Genomic DNA, 15,912 nt, shown 5'->3' on the forward strand with positions numbered 1-15,912 from the left:
GGTCTCGGTTGTTCCGGGACGCGGGATGTTTCCGGCGAGAAGGGCCGTGGAGTTCCGATGTCGTACCAGGCTGACGCATCGTCAGGGTTTCCCGCGCACCGCCCCCGGCGGTTGCGCACGTCCCCGGCGGTGCGCCGCCTGGTCGCGGAGACCCGACTGCATCCCGCCGACCTGATCCTGCCGCTGTTCGTGCGCGAGGGCGCGCGTGAGCCGGTGCCGATCTCCTCGATGCCGGGCGTCGTCCAGCACACCCGCGACTCGCTGCGCAAGGCCGCGCACGACGCGGTCGCGGCGGGGGTCGGCGGGCTGATGTTGTTCGGCATCCCGACGGTCAAGGACGCGCTCGGCTCGGCGGGCTTCGACCCCGAGGGTGTGCTCCAGGTCGCCATCCGCGACGTGGTGGCCGAGGTGGGCGCCGACGCGGTGGTGATGTCCGACCTGTGCCTGGACGAGTTCACCGACCACGGGCACTGCGGCGTGCTGGCCGCGGACGGCTCGGTCGACAACGACGCGACGTTGGACGCGTATGCGCGGATGGCCGTCGTACAGGCCGACGCGGGCGTGCACATGGTCGGGCCGAGCGGCATGATGGACGGTCAGGTCGGGGTGATCCGACGGGCGTTGGACGACGCGGGATACCTGGACGTGTCGATCCTGGCGTACAGCGCGAAGTACGCGTCGGGCTTCTTCGGTCCGTTCCGCGAGGCGGTCGAATCCTCGCTCCAGGGCGACCGGATGACCTATCAGCAGGACCCGGCCAACGCCGAGGAGTCCGTGCGCGAGGTCCTGTTGGACGTGGCCGAGGGCGCGGACCTGGTGATGGTCAAGCCCGCGATGTCATACCTGGACATCGTCCGGCGGATCGCCGACGAGGTGCACGTGCCGGTGGCGGCCTACCAGGTCAGCGGCGAGTACGCGATGGTCGAGGCGGCGGCGGCGAACGGCTGGATCGACCGGGACCGGGTGATGCTGGAGACGCTCACCTCGATCAAGCGCGCGGGGGCGTCGTCGATTCTGACGTACTGGGCGACCGAGGTGGCGCGGAAGTTGCGTTGATGGGGTCCATGCGCCGTTGTCACTCGATCGGATGATCGGCAGCGATCCGGCCTGACGGCGGCATGGAGCAGGTTACGGTCGAGCGGAAGCTTGTCCGCTACCGGCGACCGTGGCCCAGACTGGGGTCGGGAGGTGTTTTCCGATGGTGATCGCGACGCATGAGTTTCATGTGACTGCTTCCGGCTTCGATGCGCTCGACGACGTGCTCTGGCAGGCGTGGAGCGAGATGACGCTGCCCGAGGGACTGCGCGCCGAGATCATTGAAGGAGCCATCGAGGTGTCTCCCACCGGGTCCCGGCGCCATGGAAAGGTTGCGAACCGTCTGCGCGACGCACTCAAGGATCACTTGGACGCGGACGATTCACTCGCGGCCTACCAGGACATCAACGTGATTTGTCGCCGCAAGGTCTACATCCCCGATGTCTTCGTGGCTCCCGAGGATGTGGACGAGGCGCCGGATCCCGATGGGCTTGGGGTCTCCGCATCGGGCGTGCTCCTGGTCGCCGAGATCGTGTCACCCGGGCGGGAGGCCGGGGCACGCGATCGAGACCGTAAGCGTCGTGCCTATGCCGAAGCCGGCATCGATGTCTACGTGATCATCGACGACTTCGATGAGGACGGGGTCGTGACGGTGCTGAGCAACCCGGATGCAACCAAGGGCGAGTACGGGATGGCGACTCGGGCGGCCTACGGAACTGTGGCCACCATTCCGGACGGGCCGCTGAAGGGCTTTGCGATCGGACCGGCGATCACCGCCCGCTGATCCGCAATCAGGACCGTAGCCGGGCCAGGGCCACGGGTGGCAGGCGTCGGGCGAGCAGCGTCAAGGCTTCGGCGACTTCGACGATGATCTTCTCGTCGGTCGTACCCATTGCTTGCGCCAATGCTTCCTCGATACCCGCCGCTCGGACCTCGGTGACCCTGGGGGACGGGGCGTCGGCCGCGCGGACCAGGAGGCGGCGGCGGTCGGTGGGGTCCTGGGTGGTTTCGACCGAGCCGGTCTCCTTGAGGCGGGCGACGGCGGTGGAGACCTGACTCTGCGGCAGGCCGGTACGGCGGGCGATCTCGCCGATGGCGCTGTCGGGATGGGCGACGATGTCGCTCAGGGTGATCAGCACGGAGCGCACACCCCCGGGGTGGCGGTCGGTGCCGTCTGCGCGGACCCGGGGGGTGGGGAGCGCGTCCTCGCCGATCTTCATGAGGGTGCGGCCGAGGAGGAAGAGCTCGACGGGGGTCAGGGGGGTGGCCTTGGGCGGCGGCGTGGGCGAGGTCATGCCCGATGATACATCGAAATAGATGCATCCTTATTGATGTATCGAATTCGATGGATTATGGTGGTGGTCGTCGGACCGACCCGGGTCCGCGCCGGGCCGCTCGGCAGGCTCGGGGTGGTTCGGGGCGACTCGAAGAGTCGGTATGGCGCGAACGCGTCGGAATGGCTCCGCACGACTCCGCACGACTCCGCACGACGCTGATCGACCTCTCGGGGGAATCTCATGGCCGCGAATCTCACTGCCGGTGCCACGCTGTCCGTGCCGGGTGCCGAGTTGTACTACGAAGTGCGCGGCTCCGGGCCGCTGTTGCTGATCGGGGAGAGCGGCGAGGGCGACGCCGGGCGCAGCGTCGACATGGTCGATCGGCTGGTCGCGGACTACACCGTGGTGACGTACGACCGGCGCGGGCTCTCCCGCAGCACGTTGGCCGACCCCGCCGCGCCGGTGACCGTCGAGGACCACGCCGACGACGTGGCACGGCTGCTGGCCGAACTCACCGATCGGCCCGCGATGATGCTGGGGCTGAGCATGGGCGCCTTGATCGGGCTGCGCGTGGCCGCGACCCGCCCGGACGCGCTGCATACGTTGATCGCGCACGAACCGGTCGCGCCCTGGCTGCTCTCCGCTTCCGAACGCGACGCGCACCGCGGCGAGTTGACGGCGATTCGGGAGATGCACGGGCGCGGCGGGATGGGCGCCGCGTTTCCCGCGATCACGGCTCACCTGGGCATCGAGCCGGGGGTCGAGGAGCGCGAGCCGGACCTGACCCCGCAGCCGATGAACGAGCGGCGGATGGCCAACTTCGACTTCTTCATCGGCCGGGAGTTCCCCGCGGTGGTCGACGACACGCTGCCGCTCACGGCGCTGCGCTCCACGACGACCCGCATCGTTCCCGGCCGGGGTGCCACCACGTTGCATCGCGTGTTCACCCGCCGCTGCGCCGTGGCGCTGGAGGCGCTCGTGGGGGTCGACGCGGCGGAATTCCCCGGCGGCCACAACGGCAACCTGACCCACCCACGCGCCTTCGCGAGGCGCCTTCGCGAGGTGTTGGGTGGCGCGATCGGGTGACGGGTTCGAGAGGTGGGAAGGCCGCACGGGTTGATTGCGGCGTGTGCCCGGTTTCATGGGTTGACGGTTCTGCATTACGACGCCGACTTTGATGCGATCGCCAAGGTGACCGGGCAGCCGATGCGGTGGATTGCGCCTGCCGGGACGCTTTGATTGTGGGCGGGGTGGCGAAGCCGACCGTTCCGCGACCCCCTCGGCCGCCCGTCCGCCGGCGCCCGAGCGGTCTGCGCCGAGGCCGCCGGTGTTGAACGAGGGTGGGGGGGGGTTGGGGGAATCGGGGATTGGGGTCGGGTGCGTCGGCGGGCTTGACGGCTAACGCTGTTAGCCGGATGATGATGCCCAGGCGGCTAACATTGTTAGCCACAGGCGGGCGGAGGCGGCGGCATGAGCACCATCGAGTACGCGGGAATCGGCGGCTCGGCCGCGGTTCGGTGGATGCGACGCGGGGCGTGGGTCGTACTGACGTTGTTGCCGGCCGCCTTCGCGGTGTTCGAGAGCGTCAAGTACGGATTCGCGACCTCGGCGGCGGCGTTGCTCTTCTTCGTGTTGCCCGACCTGACCATGTTCATCGGCGCCAAGGACGCGGCGCGGGACGGTACGCACGAGCCGGGTCGGCTTCAGCCGCGGGCGGTGCCGTTCTACAACGCGCTGCACCGAGCCTGGGTCCCGCTGATCCTCCTGGTCGGGTACACCGTCACGCCGATCGTGTGGCCGCCCCTGTTCGCCGCCGGTCTCGGCTGGTTCACCCACATCGCGATTGACCGTGCCGCCGGGTACGGACTGCGCACTCCGGAAGGATTCCGCAAGCATGACTGACGTGTCGTCACCTCCGATCAGCGCCAGGGCCCGTGAAATCGTCGGTGCCGCGCGGGATTTGCTGGAGATGGAGGGTCCGGAAGCGGTGTCGATGCGGAGGATCGCGGAGCGGATCGGCATCAAGGCCCCGTCGTTGTACAAGCACTTTTCGGACAAGTCCGCGGTGGAGAACGCGCTGATCGCGCAGGGGATGGCCGAACTGGCCGAGGCGCTGGAGGCGGTCGAGGCGGGTGTCGCGCCGACCGCGAGGGTTGCGCCGGGCGGGGGAGGCGTGGCCGATGTGGTGCGGGGAGAAGGGGCGATCGTCGCCTTGGCGGGGGCGTATCGGGCCTATGCGCTGGCGCATCCGCATCTGTATCGGCTGATGAGTGGGCAGCCGTTGGATCGCGCGGCGTTGCCGGCGGGCCTGGAGGACCGGGCTGCGGGGCCGCTCGTGCGGGCTGTGGGTGGGGATACGGACGCTGCGCGGGCCGTCTGGGGGTTTGCGCATGGCATGGTCACGCTGGAGTTGGCCGGGCGGTTTCCGCCGGAGGCGGATCTGTCGGGGGCGTGGGCCCAGGGCTGCGGGGCCTTTTCGGCGGTGCGGGCTTCGGGTTGAGCCGTCGATCGGCGCACACGCCGGCCGGGCCGGCGTGTGTTCGGCCGACGTCCGGCGGTGGGTCCGCTGGGGCGGCCCCATGCGCCGGCCGGGCTGCGTGGCGTCGTGCCCCGGCCGGACCGAGTGGGCCTCGAACGCGGGTCGGGCCGATTCGGTCGCACGTGCCACCCGAGCCGATCGACGAGGGGCTCCGGTGGTGCGACCTAGCCGGGGTCCGGGATTTGTTGCGGGGTTGGGCAGGGGGTGCGGTGGGCCTTGCGGGTGGGGCGGGGGGTGGGGGAGCGGTAGAGGAGGCCGTCTTCGAGCCAGGCGGTGTAGGTGCGTAGCGGGCGGCAGCCGAGGGGGCCGAGCGAGCGGCCCGTGGCGATCTCGAAGGTGGCTGCGTGGGCCGGGCAGGTCAGGTGTTCGCCGGTCAGGGTGCCTCGGGAGAGGATGGCGCCGGCGTGTGGGCAGCGGTCCTCGAAGACGTGGACCGTGTCGCCGTGGCGCAGGATCGCGAGCGGCGGGCTGTTGCCGATCCGCTTCGGGACGTCCTCGGGGAAGCTCGTGAGCGGGCCCAGGCAGACCGGTGGGCGCTCCCGGCGAAATGGCGACATGTGGCCCCCGGGGTTGGTGGTACCGACCCAGGTTAGGCAGTCCTGCCTTGCTTGGCCAGCGCCGTCCGAGGTGGCGAACGACCCGTTTGTGATGCGCGTGACCACGCGAAGTCTTTCTTCCCGCAAAGCTTCTGACGTACCGTCAGGTCAGCGCCTGGGCTCTGGCTTTGCCATGCCCCGGCGCCGCACCCCGGCCCCGGCTTCCCGCGCGGAGGACACGTGTCTGACCCGATCTACGACGCCACCACTCTCTGGGAGCTGGTGGAGCGCCGCGCGGCGGCGACTCCCGATGTGCCCATGTTGCTCGACCCGGAGGACCGTACGGTCACCTTCGGTGAGTTCAAGGCGTGGGCGGAGCGCGTGGCCGCGGGCTATCACGCGCTCGGCGTCTCCGCCGGCACCCGTGTGACCTGGCAGTTGACCACGCGGATCGAGTCCATCGTGGTCTCGTTCGCGCTGGCCCGGCTCGGCGCGGTGCAGAATCCGATCATCCCGTTCTACCGGGAGAAGGAGGTCGGCTTCTGTCTGCGGCAGACCGACGCCGAGTTCTTCCTGTGCCCGCGCAGCTGGAAGGGCTTCGAGTTCCTCGCGATGGGCGAGGCGCTCGCGAAGGACCTGGCGAAGCCGCCGCTGGTGCTCGTGGCGTACGACGAGCTGCCCGAGGGCGACCCGGCGGATCTGCCGCCCGCGCCGACCGACGGCGACGAGGTGCGCTGGCTCTACTACACGTCCGGGACCACGTCCGACCCGAAGGGCGTCCAGCACAGCGACTCGACGCTGCTCGCGGGCGGCAAGGGCCTGGCCGTCGCGCTCGACATGTCGCAGACCGACGTCGGTTCGATCGCCTTTCCGTACGCGCACATCGCCGGCCCGGACTACATCGTCACGGTGCTCGCCTCCGGCTTCCCGGCCGTGATCGTGGAGAACTTCGACCCGGCGGGCGTGGTGCCCGTGTACAAGCGGCTCGGCGTCACCATGGTCGGCGGCTCGACCGCGTTCTATGTGGCGTTCCTGAACGAGCAGCGCAAGCAGCCGGGCGAGAAGATCATTCCGACCCTGCGGATCGTCTCCGGCGGCGGAGCGCCCAAGCCGCCCGAGCTGGTCGCCGAGGTGCGCGACGAGATGCAGGCGATCCTGTGCCACGGGTACGGGATGACCGAGGTCCCGATGATCGCCCAGGGCGGCCCGCACGATTCCGAGGACCAGCGCTCGTACACCGAGGGCAAGCCGGTCAGCGGCATCGAGGTGCGCATCGCCCGGGCCGACGGGACGGTCGCGGACGCCGGCGAGGAGGGCGAGGTCCGGCTGCGCGGGCCGATGGTGTTCAAGGGGTACACCGATCCGGCGCTCACCGCCGACGCGTTCGACGAGGACGGCTTCTTCCGTACCGGTGACCTGGGCCGGTTGCGGACCGACGGGCACCTCTCGCTCACCGGTCGGCTCAAGGACGTGATCATCCGAAAGGGTGAAAACATTTCGGCGCGCGAGATCGAGGACCTGCTCTTCGCCCACCCGAAGGTCGCCGACGCGGCGGTGATCGGTCTGATCGACCGCGAGCGCGGCGAGCGGGTCTGCGCCGTGGTCGAGCGGCAACCCGGTGAGGCCGACCTGGAATTCGCCGAGATGGTCGGGTATCTGCGCGAGTCCGGTCTGATGACGCAGAAGATCCCGGAGCAGTTGGAACTGGTCGACGCGCTGCCTCGGAACGAGACGCTGCGCAAGGTGCTGAAGTTCAAGCTTCGCGAGGAATACGACAAGAAGCCCTGGACGCCCGCTCGCTGACGGTCGGTCGACGCAGCCGCTGCGATTTCGGCTGCGTCGTCGGTCGGTTCGCCGGTTCACCGGTCCGCGGGTTCACCGATTCGCCGTTCGCGGGTCCACCGGTTCGCCGGTTCGCGGGAATTTCGCTGCGGCCGGAGGCCGGTCGAAGCTGCGTTGATGCCCCGTCAGCGATGCGGTGACGGGGCATCAGGTTTCAGCTCCAGGCGGCCAGCACGGCGTCCACCGTGGTGATCGTGGCGATCGCGTTGAAGGTGTTCGCGAGCACCGCCTCGGCGTATTCGGGCGGGAATCCGGCCACCGCCTCGCGGGGTACGACGAACTGGAATCCGGCGTTGACCGCGTCCATCGCGAAGTTGAGCATGCCGACGTTGAGCGAGACGCCGACGCCCACGACGGTGCGCACGCCCAGGTTCCGCAGGACGGCGGCCAGTCCGGTGTCGGCCATCGGGCCGAGCCCGTGATAGCGGGAAAGCACCAGGTCGGAGGGCTCGACGGTGATTCCGTCGGCCACCGCCGCGGCGGGCGAGCCCGGCTCCAGAAGGATCGGCGACTTGGCCGCGGCGCCGAACATCCGGGCGTTGGCGTTCGCACCCAGACCGTCCGGCCGGCGCACCGCGAGGCAGTGCACGACCGGCAGTCGGGCCCGGCGGGCGGCCTTGGCGAGTCGGTCGACGGCCGGAATCAGCTCTCGGGTGTGCTCGGTCAGTGCGGGGAATACCGCCTGGGCGCCGATCACCCCGTTCTGACATTCCTGGGTGACCAACGCGGTGTGTGCGGGGGCGATCAGTTCTTCGAGATGCAGGGCCATCCGTGATTCTCCTGACGTTGAGTCAGCTTGTGGTTCCCTCGGCCCAGAGATTACGCTAAATCTGACGGTCCATCAGATTTCAGTGAGCGGGAGGGGCCGATGAGCACCAACCAGCCCGGACAGGCTGCCACGCAGTCCGGAAACTCCTTCGGTGAACTGCCGAAGATCATCAGCGTCGATGACCATGTCATCGAGCCGGCACACCTGTTCGAGCGCTGGTTGCCGAAGAAGTACCACGAGCGCGGACCCAAGCCGGTGACCACCGGCATCGGCACGCTCGAGTACACCGGCGCGAGCTACAAGATCACCACCGACCCGGACGGCCCGCCCGCCGACTGGTGGTTCTACGAGGACCTGCGCTTCCCGTACAAGCGCAACATCGCCGCCGTCGGCTTCAGTCGCGACGAGATGACCCTCGAAGGCATCACCCGCGGCGAGATGCGCCCCGGGCTGTACGACCCGGCTGAGCGGCTCAAGGACATGGACGTCAACCATGTCGAGGCCTCGCTGTGCTTCCCGACCTTCCCGCGGTTCTGCGGTCAGACCTTCTCGGAGGCCGCGGACAAGGAGGTCGCGCTCGCATGCGTGCGCGCCTACAACGACTGGATGGTCGAGGAGTGGTGCGGCGACTCCGGGGGCCGGCTGATCCCGTTGATCATCATCCCGCTGTGGGACGTGCAGCTCGCGGTCGAGGAGATCAAACGCAATCGCGCGCGCGGCGTCACCGCCGTGTGCTTCAGCGAGATTCCCGCGTTCCTGGGACTGCCCAGCATCCACACCGGCTACTGGGACCCGTTCTTCCAGGTCTGTGCGGACCTCGGCGTGACGATCAACATGCACATCGGCTCGTCCTCGACGATGCCCGCCGCCTCGCCGGACGCCCCCGCGGCGGTCCAGGCGTCGCTGAGCTTCAACAATGCGATGGCCTCGATGGCCGACTTCATCTTCGCGGGCGTTCCGGCGCGGTTCCCGAAGATCAAGCTGGCCTACTCCGAGGGTCAGATGGGCTGGATCCCGTACGCCCTGGAGCGCATGGACGACGTCTGGCTGGAGCACCGCGCATGGGCGGTCACCGGCGAGGTGCTGCCCGAGGCGCCGTCGTACTACTTCCGGCGGAACATGTTCGCGTGCTTCTTCCGGGACCGGCACGGGGTGAACTCGCTCGACGTGATCGGCGAGGACAACGTCACGTTCGAGACCGACTACCCGCACGTCGACTCCACGTGGCCGCACACCAAGAAGATCGCCGAGGAGCACCTCGCCGGACTGGGTGAGGAGACGGTCTACAAGATCATCCGGGGCAATGCGATCCGGATGCTCGACCTCGACTTCGACAAGGACCGGGTGGCCGCGGACGCGGTCTGACCCGGCGGCCTCGTCGGATTCTCGGCGGCGGGTTCGGCGGCTCGTCGGGTTCGGCGGGGCCGGGGGCTTCGCGGCTTCGGGTTGTGGGGCTCCGAGTTTGTGGGGCTCGGTTCATTGGTTCAGCGGCAAGGGGCGGCTCGTCGGGTTCCCGGCGGGCCGCTTCCGAGGTATTCCGACTCGCGTCGGCACACGTCGTCAGCACACCGGAGGGGCCTGGAATGAGTGGGATCTGCGAGGGGCGCGTCGTCATCGTCACCGGTGCCGGCGGCGGCATCGGGCGCGAGCACGCGCTGGCGTTCGCGCGTGAGGGCGCGCACGTGGTGGTCAACGACATCGGCGCCTCGCGCCAGGGCGACGGGCGTTCGCTCGGGCCGGCCCAGCAGGTCGTGGCCGACATCGAGGCGCTGGGCGGCAAGGCCGTCGTCAACGCGGACGACGTGGCCGACTGGGCGGGCGCGGAGCGGCTGGTACAGACCGCCATCGACGCGTTCGGCCGGTTGGACGTGGTGGTCAACAACGCGGGCTTCCTGCGCGACCGGATGCTGGTCTCGCTCGGCGAGGACGAGTTCGACGCGGTGATCCGGGTGCACCTCAAGGGGCACTTCGCGGTGATGCGCCACGCGGGTGCGTACTGGCGCGCGCAGGCCAAGGCGGGCAACACGATCGACGCGCGGCTGATCAACACCACGTCCGGTGCGGGGTTGATGGGTTCGGTCGGACAGGGCAACTACGCCGCGGCCAAGGCCGGCATCACGTGCCTGACCCAGATCGCCGCGGTGGAGATGGGCCGGTACGGCGTGACCGCCAACGCGATCGCGCCCGCCGCGCGCACCCGGATGACCGAGGAGGCGATGCCCGACATGGTGCGCAAGCCCGAGGACGGCAGCTTCGACTTCTACGACCCGGCGAACATCTCGCCGCTGGTGGTCTGGCTCGGCTCGGCCGAGTCGCGCGAGGTCACCGGGCGGGTGTTCGAGGTCGAGGGCGACAAGGTCTCGGTGGCGACGGGCTGGCAGCACGGTCCGGAGGCGAGCGCGGGTCGTCGCTGGGAGCCGGCCGAACTCGGTCCGGTGGTGGCGAAGCTGCTGGACGAGGCGCCTGTGCCGACGCCGGTGTACGGGGCCTGAGTTCGGTCCTCGTTCCTCGGGCGGAGCACTTCGGCTTGGTGCTTGGTGCTTGGTGTCCCGTGCTTCGTGTCCTGGGCTCCGTCCTTCGTCCTTCGGGTTCCGGGCTCCGGGCTCGGCCCTTTGTGCTTCGTCCTTCGGGTTGCGTGATTTGCGCTTGTTCTTCGGGCTCCGGCTCGGTTGGTTTCCACGGGCGTCCGGTCCGGGGCCTGCCGGTCGGCAGGCCGTTCGGTTGCCCGAGCATTCGACCTTTCGTTCGACAGGGAGTCGAGAACCATGGACCTCCGGTATACCGAGGCCGAGGAGAGCTTTCGCGCGGAACTGCGCGCGTGGCTCGACCGGGCCATTCCGTTGTTGCCGGCCAAGCCCGACCGCAACGACTGGCCGGGTCGACGGGCCTACGACACGGCCTGGCAGCGGTTGTTGTTCGAGGCCGGCTATGCGGGCCTGCACTGGTCGGTCGAGGCGGGCGGCAAGGGGGCCACGCCGACCGAGCATCTGATCTTCCTGGAGGAGACCGAGCGGGCCGGCGCGCCGTACGTGGGGGCGAACTTCGTCGGCCTGCTGCACGCGGGACCGACCATCGACGCGGCCGGCACCGACGAGCAGCGGCGCCGGTATCTGCCGGGCATCCTGCGCGGCGACGACGTGTGGTGCCAGGGCTTCTCCGAGCCGGGTGCGGGCAGCGACCTCGCCTCGCTGCGGACCCGGGCGGTCCGGGACGGTGACGACTACGTTGTCAACGGCTCGAAGATCTGGACCTCGCACGCGGAAGTCGCGGACTACTGCGAGATGTTGGTACGCACCGACCCGGACGCCCCGAAGCACAAGGGGATCACCTGGCTGATCGTGCCGATGGACACGCCGGGCATCACCATTCGTCCGCTGGAGACGGTGATGGGCACCTCGGAGTTCGCCGAGGTGTTCTTCGACGACGTGCGGGTGCCGGTGGCCAACCGGGTCGGCGAGGAGAACGACGGCTGGCGGGTCACCATGGTCACGCTGTCGTTCGAGCGCGGTACGGCGTTCGTCAGCGAAGTGGTCGCCTGCCAACGTCTGCTGCGCGAACTCGCGGCGCTGGCGCGGAAGGTGACACGACGTCAGGCGAGCGCCTGGGACGATTTGGCGCTGCGGCGCGAACTCGGACACCTGACCGCCGAGTTCGAGGCGCTGTGGGCGTTGACCAAGTGGAACGTGTCCGAGGCGCAGCGTTCCGGGGTGCCGGGCGTGGGTGGTTCGGTGTTCAAGCTGCGGTTCTCCGAGACGAAGCAGAAGGTGTACGACCTGGCACATCGGCTGCTCGGTCGGGCCGCGCTCGCCGTGGACGACGTGGCGGGGCTGCCCAGTGGCTCGTTGATGGACGAACGGCTGTCGTCGCTGTCGTACACGATCGCGGCGGGCACGTCGCAGATCCAGCGCAACATCGTGGGCGAGCGCATTCTCGGCCTGCCGAAGGAACGGTGATCGGGCATGGATTTCCAGCTGAGCGAGGACCAGCGCGATCTGCGGTCCGGGGTACGGGAGTTCTGCGAGGGACGGTTCGGTCGGGATCGCATGCGGGCCCTGGTGGACACCGCGCCGGTGCCCGGCATGGTGGACCGAGGGTTGTGGCGCGAACTGGCCGACACCGGCTTCTTCTCGCTGCGGATCGCCGAGGAGGCGGGCGGCGTCGGGCTCGGGGTGGCCGAGGCGGCGCTGGTGTACGAGGAGGCGGGTCGGGTGCTGTTGCCCGGGCCGCTGGTGGCCACGCACCTGGCGGCGTCGCTGCCCGGGGATCTGGGGGCGAAGGCCGCCGCGGGTGATGCGGTGGTCGGGCTGATCGAGGGCGACTCGTGGCCGCTGCTCGTGGAGCACCTGGACGCGTTGGATTGTTTGTTGGTGCTGACGGGTGAGGGCGTTCGACGCGTCGACCCGGCCGCCGTGCAGGGGGTGCGGGTGGCGCATCCGGTGGATCCGTTCACGCCGGTGACGTCGGTGGACGAGCTGCCGGTGGGTGAGTTGGTGGCCGACGCTCTCGTTGCGGAGCAGTGGCGCCGAATCGGAGCGGTGCTCACGGGGGCGCTTCAACTGGGGATCGCGGGTCGGCTCACCGAGTTGGCCACGCAGTACGCCAAGGAGCGGGAGCAGTTCGGGCGGGTGATCGGCGGCTTCCAGGCGGTCAAGCACCTGTGCGCGGACATGCTGGTGCGGACCGAGCTGGCGCGGGCGGCGGTGTACGCGGCGGCCGTGACGCTGGACGACCCGGCGGTGGGCGATCCGGAGGTCGCGGTGCTCACGGCGAAGGTCATGGGTGACGACGCGGCGACGCGCAACGGCAAGGACGCCACGCAGGTGCACGGGGGGATGGGGTTCACCTGGGAGGTGGATGTGCATCTCTACCTGAAGCGGGCCTGGGTGCACTCGACGCAGTTCGGCGGGGCGGAGGAGAACGAGGAGGCGTTGGCGGGGACGCTGTAGCCGGGCGCTCTGGCCGGGCGCCCTGGCCGGTCGCGCCGGCCGCAAGGGCTTCCGAGGTCGGTCTCGAGCGCGGGCCGGGCTGGGTGGAGTGGTCCGCCGTTGGGCGCGGGTTGCCTTGGGTTGGCCTCAAACGCCGGCCGGGCCGAACGGCCTCGGGCGCCGGTCGGGTGCGAGGCCGGGTGGGCCACCGGAGGCTTTGCCGGTGTCGAGGGTCGGGCCGTTCCCGAAGTCGCCGATGCGAATCAGCCCCGCTCGGGCTTCGACGAGGGTGGGCGGGTGCCCGTGGAAAGGCGGGAATCGGGGGCGGTTCGTCCCAGGGGACCGGGCGCGTCGGCTCAGTACGCTGGACGGACGCACGCTGTGGGTGCCGGCTGGGGTGGGGGAAGGTGGCGCGGGGCGTGACTCGGGGTGAGGATGACGCGGTCGCGCGGGGGCAGGCATTCGGGCGGTTGCAGGCCGGCCTCGAAGTGGTCATGGCCGGGGCGCGGAGCGGGCGTCGGCATCGCGAGCTTGCTCGCCGGGCGGGCGGGGAACTCACTCGTGGCGAGGCCCAGACGCTTACGCGGGTGGTGAAGTTCGGTCCGGTGCGGGCGTCGGCTCTGGCCGAACTCCTGGACAGCGACCGGTCCACGACGAGCCGTCAGGTGGACGTACTCGTCCGGGGCGGATTCGTCGAGCGGTCGGTCGACCCGACGGACGGTCGCGCGCACCTGCTTCGGGCGACTCGGCGGGGACGGCGTCTGGCCGACGGGATCCGTGCCCAATGGGCCGGCCTGATGAGTGAGGTCCTCGCCGATTGGCCGGCCGAGAAGGTCGACCGACTCGCCGACCTGCTCGCCGAGTTCGGCGAGGCGTTGGGTCACGCGCCGGAGGAGTGACGGGTCGGTGCCTGGCTGGGGCCTCGTGTTTGCATGGCCCCCACGGACGGACCGTGGCGGGCGTGGAGGCTCCGGCGTCTCGACGCTGGACGTATCCATGTCTTGACGTATCCGCCTCTCGACGTCTCGTGTGTTCGTGTCGTGTCGGCCTAGGCCTAGGCTCGCATTCGGACCGGGGCCGAGGCCCGCCGCGCGGCGTGGGATGTGGGCTGTGTGTCAGCCGGTGCCGCCTGCGCGCATCGCCGCTGTGACCTGGTCGAGTTGCTTGCGTACCAGGCTCTCGTCGGGGTGGTGGGGTGTCGGCTCGGTGAGGTTGACGTGGGTTACCCGGATCAGGGTGGTGCCCACGCGGATCAGGACGATGGAGTGCGCCCATCCCTGGCCGTTGTCCAACCGCGTCACGACCTCGGCGGTCATGCTCGCGTCGCCGAGCTTGGGGTCTGCGATCTCTCGGGTGGTCAGTCGGCCCGTGAGTCCCTCTTGGCTGAATCGCTCGGTCGGGCAACGGGGCACGAGTTCCCGGGCCTTGAGGATGAGGCCCTCCGCGTCGCCGGGGGTGAGGGAAGTCAACGTGACGCCGAAGATCGCGTATGACTTGCCACCGGGCGCCGGATCCCTGGCCGTGATCGACGCCGCGCCCTTGACCGGGAACACCCCGGAGGAGGGATTCAACATGGCCGTGAGCCGTGCACAGTCGCCGGCGGCGTCTTTGCCCTCCGGTACCGGATCCGTGTCCACGTATGTGGTCCAGCTCTCCGGCATGTCCATTTTCGGGAGCAGTGCCCGTTTCAGTTCGTCGCTCGACAGGTAGGGCGCGGTGCGGGGCGACGCCGGTGCGGTGGGGGTGGGCTTCGTTGCGGAGTCGGCCGTGGTGGCCGTGGTGGGCGGGGCCGGTGCGGGGCCGGCCGTGCTCACCTCGGCGGCCTTCGAGCATGCGGTTGTGGTGGCGAGCAGGGCGGCCGCGAGCAGGCCGAGCGAGGGGCGGGTGCGGGGACGTGCCAAGGCGGGGACCTCCGCTGAGAGCGGCAACGGGTGATGGGCAACAGGCAACGAACGACGGATGACCGGCCGCAGGCGACAGGCGGTGGTTCAGCATCCCAGTCGGTTCATGTCCCGGTTCGGTAGGGCCCGATCGTCCCCTCGGGTGGGTTGTGGGCGTGCCGGCTTCGCAGGGCGGTGAGTTGCGTGATGCAGGTCAACCAGTTTGGGTGTTTGCGCTGATGAGAGTGGTTGTCCATTGACAGTTCCCCGCTCTGGGGATATTCCTGACTGGTCGTCAGATCAGCTCGGGCAGCAGCAGGGAGCCAGTCATGGAGCGCGACTTCGAGAGTCGGGCCGGGGCGGTCGTGGTCGTCGGGGCCGGGGGCGGGATCGGTGCCGCGATCTGTCGGATGTTCGCCGAGCGCGGTGCGGACCTGGCGGTCACCTATCGCAAGGGAGCCGCCGCGACCGAGGCGGTTGCCGAGCAGGCCCGGTCCGAGCACGGCCGGCGGGCCCGGGCATGGCAGGTCGATCTCACCGACGCGGACGCCGTGGCGGCCTTCGTGGACGCGGCGGCGGCGGAGTTCGGCGGCGTGCACACGGTTGTGTACGCGTCCGGGCCGCACGTACCGATGGTGCACCTGAGTCGGGTCACACCGGCCCAGTACCGCGAGCAACTCGACGGCGACGCCGCCGCGTTCTTCAACCTGGTGCACCCGTCGCTGCCGCACCTGCGCGCGGCGGGCAACGGCAGTCTGGTCGCGGTCACGACGGCCGCGACGAGCCGGTTCCCGGTCCGGGACGGCCTGTCGTCCTGTACGAAGAGCGCGGTCGAGGCGATCGTGCGCGGCATCGCGGCCGAGGAGGGCCGATTCGGGGTTCGCGCGAACAGTGTCGGGCCGGGCATGCTCACCGACGGCATGGCCGCGCGGCTGATCGACAGCGGCGACCTGGACGAGCGCGCGCTGGACGTCGCGCGGCGCAACATCCCGCTCCGGCGATTCGGCCGGGCGGCGGACATCGCCGAGGCGGTCTGCTTCCTGGCCTCCGACCGGGCGGGCTTCATCAGCGGGCAGAAGCTGGATGTGGACGGCGGCTACGGCGTCTGA

Annotated in this window: 16 protein-coding genes; 12 read left to right on the forward strand and 4 right to left on the reverse strand. The window is 69.9% G+C overall.

The window, feature by feature from the left end; translation table 11 throughout:
- Nucleotides 1-57: 57 nt before the first annotated feature.
- Together hemB and ACFZBU_RS28315 are read left to right on the forward strand one after the other, a co-directional pair.
- On the forward strand, nucleotides 58-1,056 hold the full coding sequence (hemB, locus tag ACFZBU_RS28310) for a porphobilinogen synthase (RefSeq protein ID WP_391586485.1): 999 nt from the start codon (nucleotides 58-60) through the stop codon (nucleotides 1,054-1,056).
- Between the two features lie 142 nt (nucleotides 1,057-1,198).
- Entirely contained in the window at nucleotides 1,199-1,819 is a 621-nt protein-coding gene (locus tag ACFZBU_RS28315) for a Uma2 family endonuclease (protein WP_391586486.1), read from the forward strand.
- A 7-nt stretch (nucleotides 1,820-1,826) separates the two neighbouring features.
- Here ACFZBU_RS28315 and ACFZBU_RS28320 read toward each other — a convergent pair whose 3' ends face one another.
- Nucleotides 1,827-2,330: a MarR family transcriptional regulator gene (locus ACFZBU_RS28320; RefSeq protein WP_391586487.1), complete on the reverse strand. Its 504-nt coding sequence runs from the start codon at nucleotides 2,328-2,330 to the stop codon at nucleotides 1,827-1,829.
- Between the two features lie 222 nt (nucleotides 2,331-2,552).
- On the opposite strand from ACFZBU_RS28320, the gene ACFZBU_RS28325 reads away from it, so the two are divergent.
- From ACFZBU_RS28325 to ACFZBU_RS28335, 3 genes are all read left to right on the forward strand, one after another.
- Nucleotides 2,553-3,398: an alpha/beta fold hydrolase gene (locus ACFZBU_RS28325; RefSeq protein WP_391586488.1), complete on the forward strand. Its 846-nt coding sequence runs from the start codon at nucleotides 2,553-2,555 to the stop codon at nucleotides 3,396-3,398.
- Nucleotides 3,399-3,782: 384 nt separating this feature from the next.
- Nucleotides 3,783-4,214, forward strand: coding sequence for a DUF4260 family protein (locus tag ACFZBU_RS28330; RefSeq protein ID WP_391586489.1), 432 nt, complete (start codon nucleotides 3,783-3,785; stop codon nucleotides 4,212-4,214).
- Complete coding sequence (locus ACFZBU_RS28335; RefSeq protein ID WP_391586490.1) at nucleotides 4,207-4,812, forward strand: TetR/AcrR family transcriptional regulator; 606 nt, start codon at nucleotides 4,207-4,209, stop codon at nucleotides 4,810-4,812. Before ACFZBU_RS28330 ends, ACFZBU_RS28335 begins: the two co-directional genes overlap by 8 nt.
- A 203-nt stretch (nucleotides 4,813-5,015) precedes the next feature.
- Here ACFZBU_RS28335 and ACFZBU_RS28340 read toward each other — a convergent pair whose 3' ends face one another.
- A complete protein-coding gene (locus ACFZBU_RS28340) occupies nucleotides 5,016-5,408 on the reverse strand; it encodes a Rieske (2Fe-2S) protein (protein WP_391586491.1) in 393 nt (130 codons plus the stop codon).
- 219 nt (nucleotides 5,409-5,627) lie between these two features.
- Here ACFZBU_RS28340 and ACFZBU_RS28345 point away from each other — a divergent pair, with 219 nt between their 5' ends.
- Nucleotides 5,628-7,190, forward strand: coding sequence for a class I adenylate-forming enzyme family protein (locus ACFZBU_RS28345; RefSeq protein WP_391586492.1), 1,563 nt, complete (start codon nucleotides 5,628-5,630; stop codon nucleotides 7,188-7,190).
- 193 nt (nucleotides 7,191-7,383) lie between these two features.
- Here ACFZBU_RS28345 and ACFZBU_RS28350 read toward each other — a convergent pair whose 3' ends face one another.
- Nucleotides 7,384-7,998 (reverse strand): isochorismatase family protein, encoded by a 615-nt coding sequence (locus ACFZBU_RS28350; RefSeq protein ID WP_391586493.1) that lies wholly within the window; start codon nucleotides 7,996-7,998, stop codon nucleotides 7,384-7,386.
- Between the two features lie 99 nt (nucleotides 7,999-8,097).
- On the opposite strand from ACFZBU_RS28350, the gene ACFZBU_RS28355 reads away from it, so the two are divergent.
- From ACFZBU_RS28355 to ACFZBU_RS28375, 5 genes are all read left to right on the forward strand, one after another.
- Entirely contained in the window at nucleotides 8,098-9,363 is a 1,266-nt protein-coding gene (locus tag ACFZBU_RS28355) for an amidohydrolase family protein (protein ID WP_391586494.1), read from the forward strand.
- A gap of 218 nt (nucleotides 9,364-9,581) precedes the next feature.
- Entirely contained in the window at nucleotides 9,582-10,490 is a 909-nt protein-coding gene (locus ACFZBU_RS28360; protein WP_391586495.1) for an SDR family oxidoreductase, read from the forward strand.
- A gap of 273 nt (nucleotides 10,491-10,763) precedes the next feature.
- Nucleotides 10,764-11,951, forward strand: a complete 1,188-nt coding sequence (locus ACFZBU_RS28365; protein ID WP_391586496.1) for an acyl-CoA dehydrogenase — start codon at nucleotides 10,764-10,766, stop codon at nucleotides 11,949-11,951.
- A gap of 6 nt (nucleotides 11,952-11,957) precedes the next feature.
- Nucleotides 11,958-12,944, forward strand: a complete 987-nt coding sequence (locus ACFZBU_RS28370) for an acyl-CoA dehydrogenase family protein (protein ID WP_391586497.1) — start codon at nucleotides 11,958-11,960, stop codon at nucleotides 12,942-12,944.
- 473 nt (nucleotides 12,945-13,417) lie between these two features.
- Nucleotides 13,418-13,822 (forward strand): MarR family winged helix-turn-helix transcriptional regulator, encoded by a 405-nt coding sequence (locus ACFZBU_RS28375; RefSeq protein ID WP_391586570.1) that lies wholly within the window; start codon nucleotides 13,418-13,420, stop codon nucleotides 13,820-13,822.
- A 216-nt stretch (nucleotides 13,823-14,038) separates the two neighbouring features.
- On the opposite strand, the gene ACFZBU_RS28380 is transcribed toward ACFZBU_RS28375, so the two are convergent.
- Entirely contained in the window at nucleotides 14,039-14,824 is a 786-nt protein-coding gene (locus ACFZBU_RS28380) for a hypothetical protein (protein ID WP_391586498.1), read from the reverse strand.
- 308 nt (nucleotides 14,825-15,132) lie between these two features.
- Here ACFZBU_RS28380 and ACFZBU_RS28385 point away from each other — a divergent pair, with 308 nt between their 5' ends.
- Nucleotides 15,133-15,912 carry an SDR family NAD(P)-dependent oxidoreductase gene (locus tag ACFZBU_RS28385; RefSeq protein ID WP_391586499.1) on the forward strand — a complete coding sequence of 260 codons (780 nt, stop codon included), beginning with the start codon at nucleotides 15,133-15,135 and terminating at the stop codon, nucleotides 15,910-15,912.

Origin of the sequence: Embleya sp. NPDC008237, assembly GCF_042956465.1 — a bacterium.
In the GTDB taxonomy this organism is placed as follows: Bacteria; Actinomycetota; Actinomycetes; order Streptomycetales; family Streptomycetaceae; genus Embleya.

Coding starts and splice junctions, on each gene's coding strand:
- ACFZBU_RS28355 (WP_391586494.1), top strand. CDS start 8,098: ATGAGCACCAACCAGCCCGGACAGGCTGCCACGCAGTCCGGAAACTCC.
- hemB (WP_391586485.1), top strand. CDS start 58: ATGTCGTACCAGGCTGACGCATCGTCAGGGTTTCCCGCGCACCGCCCC.
- ACFZBU_RS28315 (WP_391586486.1), top strand. CDS start 1,199: ATGGTGATCGCGACGCATGAGTTTCATGTGACTGCTTCCGGCTTCGAT.
- ACFZBU_RS28365 (WP_391586496.1), top strand. CDS start 10,764: ATGGACCTCCGGTATACCGAGGCCGAGGAGAGCTTTCGCGCGGAACTG.
- ACFZBU_RS28330 (WP_391586489.1), top strand. CDS start 3,783: ATGAGCACCATCGAGTACGCGGGAATCGGCGGCTCGGCCGCGGTTCGG.
- ACFZBU_RS28370 (WP_391586497.1), top strand. CDS start 11,958: ATGGATTTCCAGCTGAGCGAGGACCAGCGCGATCTGCGGTCCGGGGTA.
- ACFZBU_RS28340 (WP_391586491.1), bottom strand. CDS start 5,408: ATGTCGCCATTTCGCCGGGAGCGCCCACCGGTCTGCCTGGGCCCGCTC.
- ACFZBU_RS28385 (WP_391586499.1), top strand. CDS start 15,133: ATGGAGCGCGACTTCGAGAGTCGGGCCGGGGCGGTCGTGGTCGTCGGG.
- ACFZBU_RS28360 (WP_391586495.1), top strand. CDS start 9,582: ATGAGTGGGATCTGCGAGGGGCGCGTCGTCATCGTCACCGGTGCCGGC.
- ACFZBU_RS28350 (WP_391586493.1), bottom strand. CDS start 7,998: ATGGCCCTGCATCTCGAAGAACTGATCGCCCCCGCACACACCGCGTTG.
- ACFZBU_RS28335 (WP_391586490.1), top strand. CDS start 4,207: ATGACTGACGTGTCGTCACCTCCGATCAGCGCCAGGGCCCGTGAAATC.
- ACFZBU_RS28325 (WP_391586488.1), top strand. CDS start 2,553: ATGGCCGCGAATCTCACTGCCGGTGCCACGCTGTCCGTGCCGGGTGCC.
- ACFZBU_RS28375 (WP_391586570.1), top strand. CDS start 13,418: ATGGCCGGGGCGCGGAGCGGGCGTCGGCATCGCGAGCTTGCTCGCCGG.
- ACFZBU_RS28320 (WP_391586487.1), bottom strand. CDS start 2,330: ATGACCTCGCCCACGCCGCCGCCCAAGGCCACCCCCCTGACCCCCGTC.